The organism is Vibrio sp. 03_296, assembly GCF_002265885.1.
The window spans coordinates 1-1,216 of sequence record NZ_NPKW01000602.1 but is presented as its reverse complement, the minus strand read 5'-3'; the positions used below and the strand labels follow the sequence as shown (position 1 = coordinate 1,216).

Below are 1,216 nucleotides of genomic sequence, written 5' to 3'. Positions count from 1 at the left end.
TTGGCCAAGCGGTCACTAAAGAAATCTTTAAGCGTCATCCGCAGRARTTGCACGTTGTTGATATCAGCGAGAACAATATGGTGGAGTTGGTCCGCGATATTCGCAGTTCATTCGGTTACATAGATGGTGATTTCCAAACATTCGCGTTGGRCATCGGCTCTATTGAGTATGATGCGTTTATTAAGGCGGATGGTCCAATATGACTACGTATTGAACTTATCTGCACTTAAGCATGTTCGCAGTGAGAAAGATCCCATTTACCTTAATGCGAATGATCGATGTCAATGTATTCAACACTGATAAGACGATTCAACAGTCGATTGATGCTGGCGTTAAAAAGTACTTCTGTCGTCTCGACGGATAAAGGCGGCCAACCCAGTCAATATGATGGGGGCGTCCAAACGCATTATGGAAATGTTCTTGATGCGTAAGAGTGAGCAAATTGCCATCTCAACTGCGCGTTTTGCTAACGTGGCCTTTTCTGATGGTTCACTGTTGCATGGTTTTAACCAACGTATCCAAAAAATCAGCCGATTGTCGCACCAACGATATCAACGTTATTTGTCACTCCTCAAGAATCGGGTGAGCTGTGTTTGATGTCGTGTATTTTGGTGAAAATCGCGACATTTTCTTCCCGAAACTCAGTGAAGCATTGCATCTGATTACATTTGCAGACATTGCGGTGAAATACCTAAAACAAAGAGGCTACGAGCCGCATTTATGCGCGGATGAAGATGAAGCTCGTGAACTGGCGAAAACGCTACCAGCACAAGGCAAATGGCCTTGTCTTTTCACCGAAAGTGATACAGACGGGTGAAAGGATTTCGAATGAGTTTTCACTGATAAAGAAGTGCTTGATATGGCACGTTTTGAAAATTTGGGCATCATCAAAAATGAATCTCTGTACCAACCGGAGCTGTTGAGTCTTTTTGAAGAACAAATTGCCCAAATGAAAGATCAACGAGCTTGGAGCAAAGAGCAGATTGTGGCGCTCTTCTTTACGATGATCCCTGACTTCGGTCATAAAGAAACGGGCAAATACCTCGATAGCAAGATGTAAGGGTGAAGAAGAATGAACGCACAGTTACTGGTTGAGTTTGTACGCGACCAATACCAAACCCAAGATTTTATTCCATTGCATGCCCCTACTTTTCGCGGGCAATTGAGGAAAGCGTATGTAAATGGAAACCATTGAAAGCACGTTTGTCTCCAGATG

At 43.4% G+C, this 1,216-nt stretch carries 3 protein-coding genes and 2 pseudogenes; all 5 read left to right on the top strand.

Annotated elements, in window-relative coordinates; translation table 11 throughout:
* A pseudogene (locus CIK04_RS34125) lies at window positions 1-203 on the top strand (UDP-N-acetylglucosamine 4,6-dehydratase); the annotation flags it as partial.
* A gap of 220 nt (window positions 204-423) precedes the next feature.
* Complete coding sequence (locus tag CIK04_RS26525) at window positions 424-597, top strand: polysaccharide biosynthesis protein (RefSeq protein ID WP_325205857.1); 174 nt, start codon at window positions 424-426, stop codon at window positions 595-597.
* Complete coding sequence (locus tag CIK04_RS26520) at window positions 590-817, top strand: hypothetical protein (protein ID WP_128824719.1); 228 nt, start codon at window positions 590-592, stop codon at window positions 815-817. The genes CIK04_RS26525 and CIK04_RS26520 overlap by 8 nt, the downstream gene beginning before the upstream one ends.
* A gap of 42 nt (window positions 818-859) precedes the next feature.
* On the top strand, window positions 860-1,060 hold the full coding sequence (locus CIK04_RS26515; protein WP_128824718.1) for a hypothetical protein: 201 nt from the start codon (window positions 860-862) through the stop codon (window positions 1,058-1,060).
* Window positions 1,061-1,072: 12 nt separating this feature from the next.
* Window positions 1,073-1,216 (top strand): annotated as a pseudogene (locus CIK04_RS34120) (aminotransferase DegT); the annotation flags it as partial.

Excerpts from the sequence above, each read along its gene's own strand:
- CIK04_RS26525 (WP_325205857.1), top strand. The coding sequence starts at position 424 with ATGCGTAAGAGTGAGCAAATTGCCATCTCAACTGCGCGTTTTGCTAAC.
- CIK04_RS26515 (WP_128824718.1), top strand. The coding sequence starts at position 860 with ATGGCACGTTTTGAAAATTTGGGCATCATCAAAAATGAATCTCTGTAC.